The organism is Tianweitania sediminis (assembly GCF_017813335.1).
GTDB lineage: Bacteria > Pseudomonadota > Alphaproteobacteria > Rhizobiales > Rhizobiaceae > Tianweitania > Tianweitania sediminis.
On record NZ_JAGIYY010000010.1, the window covers coordinates 171,614 to 177,871 of the forward strand.

The following is a 6,258-nucleotide window of genomic DNA, read 5'->3' on the forward strand; positions in this document are numbered from 1 at the left end:
CGTGATCTTTGCTGCTACTTGCCGACAGACAGCATGGTGCGGGAAACTTCCTCGCCGCCTGCGGTCAGAACCAGATCCACGACCAACGTGTCGCCTGGAACCATGGACAGGCCGACGCTCGCCACATCTGCCGTCTTGCCCGCCTGCAGCTCGAACGCGCCACCCTGCGTTGTCGATGTTTCACCGGATCGTCCGCTTTTGCGGATCGCCATCTTTGCTTCGTAGCGGCCGTCGGCCAGCGCCACCGCCCGCCCGACCAACCGCACGCCGCCTTCTGTCGCGCTTGCCTCGACCGTTGCCACGGCAGCAGCCGATTGCGCGTAAGCAGGAGACGCCGAGACCATGGCAAGCACCACCGGAAGAAAGCGAAGGCCGCGCATCCTAGAAGCCGGCGTTTTGTGTTTGGATAATCTGCACGGCGGCTGCATTGGAGGTGACGCTTGCACCGGTCGACGTTACAGCGTTGCTGCCGTTGATCATGTAGGACACGTTGGAGCCCGCTCCGACGACCATGGGCGCGTCCGGCGTCCCGCTCGTGAGATTGCTGCCAACCTGACTGATGAGAGCAGTTGCACCGGCACCAACTTTGAGGCCGGCCGTGTTTTCATCACCGCGCTGGAGGATTGTGCCCGTACCTCCGTCGGCCACTTCGAGACTTGCGGTGTTTGCAAGCCCGTCCTGACCGAGGTTCGCCGTGGCTGCGCCTGTGGTGACGATGGTTGCCAGGTTGGGTCGCGTCGTGTTGCGGCCATTCTGAGAAAGCCGAACCGTTCCACCCTGACGGTGCATCGAAATGTCCGCGACGTTGTTTGAGCCGGACTGCACAGCGACACCAGTGGGCGTGAAACCGAGCACGTCCACCGTGGTGCTGATGGTCTCGGTCACCTCGGTGAGAACTTCCGCGATGCTTTCAGGCTCCGTGTCCGTCGCCGGGATCAGCGTCGTTTCACGGACGGTTCTTGTCCGCTGCTCGGTGAAGGTCTGGGGGGCGGCATCGGTGATGGTCAGTCCCTCGACCTTGGTGCCCGTCGCGCCGGACTGATCAACTGTCAGCGTGTTCTGATCGCCATTTTGCTCGATCGTGAGCTTGTTGCCCTGCGCGACAGCGTCGGGCACCGTCGCGAGAGGTAGAAGGAAAGCTGCCGACATCGACAGGGAGGTCAGGCGGATCATTCTCTCGTCCTTTCATCCACCGGCGCGATCCACGTCATCGCTGGGTGATCGCTACGGAATTTCCGGAGCCGCTTTGCTGGAACGCAGCGATGTTGCTTGAGCCCACTTGTGTCACGACGGCTTGGTTGCTTGTTCCTGCAATGCGTCCCGAGGCCTGGTTGTTCCAGCCAAGTTGTTTCAACTCATAGTTGTTGTAAGAGCCTGACACAGTCAAGTGGATTGTGTTGCCTTCGCCTTGTTGCACCAGGCTGCCACTGACCAGTGGTTGTGGGCGAAAGGCAGAGGTTCCGCCGCGTCCTTGTCTGCACTTCCGATCACCACCGTCACACCATTGGTCGACTGCATCGGTTCGGCAGGGTGCTCGATTATGAGCTGGGTACTTACCTCTTCTTGCCGCGCGTGGACCAGCGGATCAGATCGTACGATCGCCAGCGGGTTGATGGCTTCGTGGCTCCAGGCCGAACCGGCTGCACAAGACACGGAAAGCAGGAGGAAAGGCAGGCGGGACATGAAAAGCTCCTGTCGGCAACGAGTGCCGACAGGATGGGCTTAGAGCCGTTGCGGAAGGGGTTTAGAGACCCTTCACCTTCCCTTACTGGGTCACCACAACAGTATTCAGGTTACCATTCTGTACCACATTGGCGAACTCGCCGCCGCTCTGGATCGCAACGAACTGGTTGCCATCTCCATTGATTTCCGCGTTGATCTTGTTGTCGTCGCCATACTGAAGCGTAGAGAACAAGTTGTTGTTCGCGGCTCCTGACGTGCCGACATCAATATTCACATTGTTGCCCTCGCCGTACTGAGCAATCACGCCTGGAGTCAGAACGTTGCGGTTCGTAAGGCCGTTGATCTGGAATGCTCCAGTAAATTGGCCAATGGTACCGAAGTCGTTAGCGGCTGCCAGAGCTTCACCAGTGAAGGCGGAAGGCGTGAAGCCATTGATCTGGTTGTTGCCGCTGCCGTTGATATCAACCGTTGCGGTGTTGCCGGTGCCACCGAATCCGCCCTGGGCAGTCAAGACGAAGTTGTTGTTGCCTTGTACACCAATCTTCGAGGAGTGGCTGTCACCGACCTGAAGAATGCCAACATTGTTGCTGCTGCCTGCAACAGTCGCGGAGGCATCATTTTCGGTGCCGATTTGGGCTGCTGCAACGATGTTGTGCTGCGAAGTGCTGCCGCCCTGGATGGTAAGCTTTGCTCTGTTTGAGCTGCCAAGTTGGACGCTGACTGCGTCGTTGTTGTCACCGGTCACGTTAACATTGGAACGGTTGTTCTGACCTGCCTGCGCAATGGCAGTCGAGTTACCTGATCCGTTCTGAGAAAACACTGCGTCGTTGTTGATCGACTGACCGGAGCCGTACGGAGATCCGAAACCTGGAATTTGAACGGATGCTTGACGAACTGCGATTTCGTTGTCGCTGCCGTTCTGTTCACCTGTCGCAGAATTATCGCTCCCGTCTTGGCGGAACGCGAAAAGATTTCCATCGCCGGCCGCAACATAGTTGATCCGGTTGTCAGTACTGCCAGAATCACCATTCTGCGAAGCCACGCCTTGATCCATTCCGGAAAGGCCAGCCAAAATGCCCGCTGCACCTAAGCGGAAACCCTGCTGCCCATTGTCGTTACCGTTTTGAGTGATCGAGATCCTGCCGCCACTACCGCTTTGCGTCGTCTTTGCGGAATTGCCGGCGCCAACTTGCTTAAGCAGCGTTACTTCGTTGCCTTCGCCAGTCTGATCGGTCTCAGCATGGTTTGCACTACCGAACTGGTCGATGTTCCTCACAACGTTGGAAATGCCGCTTTGATAAACGTCAGCTTTGTTGGCAGCGCCGTCACCGTCCTTCTCCTGACGGATGACAGAAACGACGCCGCTCTTTCCTGCCTGGTTGATGGTCAGCACGTTGGTGTGCGTACCTACCAGACCGATTGCGGAAGGAGCAGACTGATCGATCTGCTTGACCGAATTCTGGGTGCCGGATTGGGTAACGGTGAGCTTGTTCAAAAGGCCCTTCTGTTCGACGCCGGTAGGAACAGTACCCACGGTGTTTTGGCTGCCGCTCTGGGTGATCCGCATCTCGTTCTGATCGCCGTTCTGCAGCAGGTTGTCAGCGGCGTCACCAGCCTTATTGTTTGTGCCGCCGGTCTGGTCGACTACGGCAACGTTCAAAGTGCCAACGCCACCGAATTCGCCTTGGTAGATGTACGTGCTGTTGCTCTGAGCCCAGGCCGCGCCACCAATCATCGTCAGTGCGGTTGCGGCGAGAAGAACTGTCTTGAACTTAGTCATGCTCGTGTCCCTGTTTCCTTGAGCGGCCGGCTTTGCCCGACCTGGTTGACTTGCGTGTTCTCCCCCGCGCGACCCGCATGCCGCCGGAAACAGATCTTGTGCGCAGGCAAAGCTCAGCCCTCGACACGCGACGTCAATCGCGGCCGCACCATGCGATGCCGTTGTTCCAAGACCGTATGAGCGTCCAATGTGCCGCAGAACGCAACGAGCCGTGCTCGCGCCCCATGTTCCGCAACAAGTGACGTCCAGTCAGAAGCTGTTTGGGAAAACCCCTTCGCCCCAGAAGGCGTAGCTTGCTACCCCTTCTTAACCTTTCGTTTACCTATATCATGACGCGAGGTCAAGCAATGAATTACAACCTCTAGAAGAAACGAAACGGTAAGGTTAAGCGGGAGCGCCGCAAATCTTCCACGGCTAAGTAGACGCCGGGGCAAAGTGAGGTGCGGAGGGTCTTATCACTTGAGGTAAGGGTCGGATGCAAACCGCTCATCAAGATAAACATAGGATAATGAAATAGATGAGGTCAGCGCTTCAAAACCGCGCGTGTACAAGGCGCACAGAAGCGCAAAAGCAACAGAAATCAACTGCCTTCAACGGCAATCAATAATCATCTCATTTCAGGTAAAGAAGGCGCAAGGATTCGGGTGCCTTGAGACGCCAAAGCCGTATCTTGCTGTTCGAACGTCAGCCTTGGCCCTCAGTCAAAACAGCAACTTTGCTTGATCCTGCAGGCTGAGGGATGCCGCCCAACGACGGCTCGTCGGGCGTCGGGGCAGGCGGCAACTGGCGGGGCGCTTCCGGCGCTGGCTGCCGCTCAACGGGCACCGCGCCAACGCCCGGCACCTGGCGAACGCCGGACTGCCCTGCCGGCTGCGCGGCATTGCGTACGGCTGGTCGTGCTCCCGACGGTACCGTTGCGGGTGAGAGCCGGCGCTGCGTGACCTGTACGGGCGCAGGGCGTTTGGGCACAAGCTGCTCCGTTTCGGCCGGGGCGAGGGTCATCGGGCGCGGCGGGGTTTGCGCGGCGACTGTCAGGTCAGCGCCGTATTTGTGCTCGCGGTAGCTCTTGATGTAGCTCACGCCGGCAGCGGGATCGGCAAACCGCCACACTCCAAGCTCCGCACCTTCCACGATCAAGCCGAGCACCGCCCGCTCGATCGCCGATTGCACGGCAATCTGCTTGGGCTCGTTGTAGGTGACACCAGCCTCAGCCTCAAACAACTCGTCGAGCTTCACATAGCGGAAAGCCCCGCCCTGCAGCGCATAGGAGGCAACCGCCTTGCGCGTGGTCACGCTGGTCAGCACTTCGCCCGTCTTGGTCGACACGGCACGCAGCGTCACGGTCACAACGTCATGGATGTATTTGGCATCGCCACCGATGCCCAGGAAGCGCGCACCCACGCCGCCGGTCGCAATGTTGGTGTCGTAGCCGATGATGCCGCCTTCGACGATGATGCCGGCATGGAGCAAGGGCGGCAGCGCGCGGGGATCGATCTGCGCTTCGTTGTTGTAGATCCTGCGCATTTCCGTCAGGATCTGGCGTTCGCGCAAGAGGTTGTCGAGTTCCTTGCGTTCGAGCACCGTGAACCAGCGGCGTTCGCCCGCGTCCTGCAGGGCCTTGATCAGAATCGCCGCACCGCCTTGTGTGACGGCACGCGACAGTGACTGAACGTTTTCGCGCTCCTTGAACTGCCCGGTAAGATCCTCGATGTCGTAAACGGCGACCACGGTCTTGGCGGCCGGCAGCGGCAGTTGTCGCAACTCGTTGTTGGGCTCGGTGACCGGGGCAATCACCGGTGCGGAGTCGATAGGGGACTCTGTTGTGACGCATCCCGACAACGCCGCAGCGCATGCGCCGAGAAGCAGGCTGCGCCGAAGCGTTGAGCGTCCGAAACCAAATGTCATTCTGGATCCCCTCGCGCCGGTCCCCCGACCGGCACCCCTGCATCACGGAGTGTTCTAGAAGTTCGAGCTCGAAACGAGTTGCGGCACGATGATCTCCGTCAGCGTCCCATCGGAGGCATCGGCGATCACCAGACGGATGGAGTCCAATGTCCGCTCGAAAGTCACCGTGGTGTCGCCGAAGCGCACCGTTCCCGCATCCTGCGGATTCTCGCCGAAGATCGCTTCGGTGACCTGGCCGGCAAGGGCGGAGAAAAGGCGGCCCTGTAGCTGGCGGACAAAAAGATCGGCTTCTGAATTGCCGCCGGTTCCTCCGCCGGGCACGAGGTCATCATCGACTGGCTCCTCGAAGTCACTGGCTGTGGCCTCGCGCTGTGCACCAGCGATCGCAAGAAGATGCGAGGAATTCAGGGGGCTGCCGCCAAAGGACGGGTTGATCGGCGTGTAAACCAGATCGCCCGCTCGAACAGGCAAACCCGTCGCGATCAGAACAAGCGCTCCCGAAAGCAAGGACATAACAACAGATTTGTGGGTCATCTTACCCTCGCAGCCTTGCAAGTAGTGATAGAACCGTATTTCCTCCCATGCAACTTACGCGAGCAAAAGAATGGCAGTTGATGCCATTGTGCAACAGCCAGTTGCATCGAGGTCCGCGGTCGCGATCGCCGGTTCCTGAAGGATCGTTGCGACCGGCGCCTGGCCCAGCCTGCCGTGCTTTCATGGAGCGGTCACGTCTGCCATACTCCGGCAAGCTTCACTTACCGAGGACGTCATGGACACGCTTTCCAACTCGCTCGCGGCAGCGGATATCGCCAACACGCTGCATCCCTACACGAACCTGCGCCAGCACGAGAAAGCCGGGCCGATTGTGATTTCGCGGGGGGACGGTATCC

Annotated in this window: 7 protein-coding genes; all 7 read right to left on the reverse strand. The window is 59.3% G+C overall.

Annotated elements, in window-relative coordinates; translation table 11 throughout:
* Positions 1-14: 14 nt before the first annotated feature.
* The 7 genes from csgH to J5Y06_RS20605 all read right to left on the reverse strand — a co-directional run bounded on the left by csgH (position 15) and on the right by J5Y06_RS20605 (position 5,902).
* Complete coding sequence (gene csgH / locus J5Y06_RS20575) at positions 15-380, reverse strand: curli-like amyloid fiber formation chaperone CsgH (RefSeq protein WP_209337069.1); 366 nt, start codon at positions 378-380, stop codon at positions 15-17.
* Position 381: 1 nt separating this feature from the next.
* Complete coding sequence (locus J5Y06_RS20580; RefSeq protein WP_209337070.1) at positions 382-1,173, reverse strand: hypothetical protein; 792 nt, start codon at positions 1,171-1,173, stop codon at positions 382-384.
* Between the two features lie 34 nt (positions 1,174-1,207).
* The gene (locus J5Y06_RS23635; RefSeq protein ID WP_425348074.1) at positions 1,208-1,417 is read right to left on the reverse strand and encodes a hypothetical protein; all 210 of its coding nucleotides are present in this window, start codon (positions 1,415-1,417) and stop codon (positions 1,208-1,210) included.
* Positions 1,384-1,683, reverse strand: a complete 300-nt coding sequence (locus tag J5Y06_RS20590) for a hypothetical protein (RefSeq protein ID WP_209337072.1) — start codon at positions 1,681-1,683, stop codon at positions 1,384-1,386. Before J5Y06_RS20590 ends, J5Y06_RS23635 begins: the two co-directional genes overlap by 34 nt.
* 82 nt (positions 1,684-1,765) lie before the next feature.
* Positions 1,766-3,463 (reverse strand): beta strand repeat-containing protein, encoded by a 1,698-nt coding sequence (locus J5Y06_RS20595; RefSeq protein WP_209337073.1) that lies wholly within the window; start codon positions 3,461-3,463, stop codon positions 1,766-1,768.
* A gap of 684 nt (positions 3,464-4,147) precedes the next feature.
* On the reverse strand, positions 4,148-5,368 hold the full coding sequence (locus J5Y06_RS20600) for a CsgG/HfaB family protein (RefSeq protein WP_209337074.1): 1,221 nt from the start codon (positions 5,366-5,368) through the stop codon (positions 4,148-4,150).
* Between the two features lie 54 nt (positions 5,369-5,422).
* Positions 5,423-5,902, reverse strand: coding sequence for a curli assembly protein CsgF (locus tag J5Y06_RS20605; protein ID WP_245248184.1), 480 nt, complete (start codon positions 5,900-5,902; stop codon positions 5,423-5,425).
* Positions 5,903-6,258 lie beyond the last annotated feature (356 nt).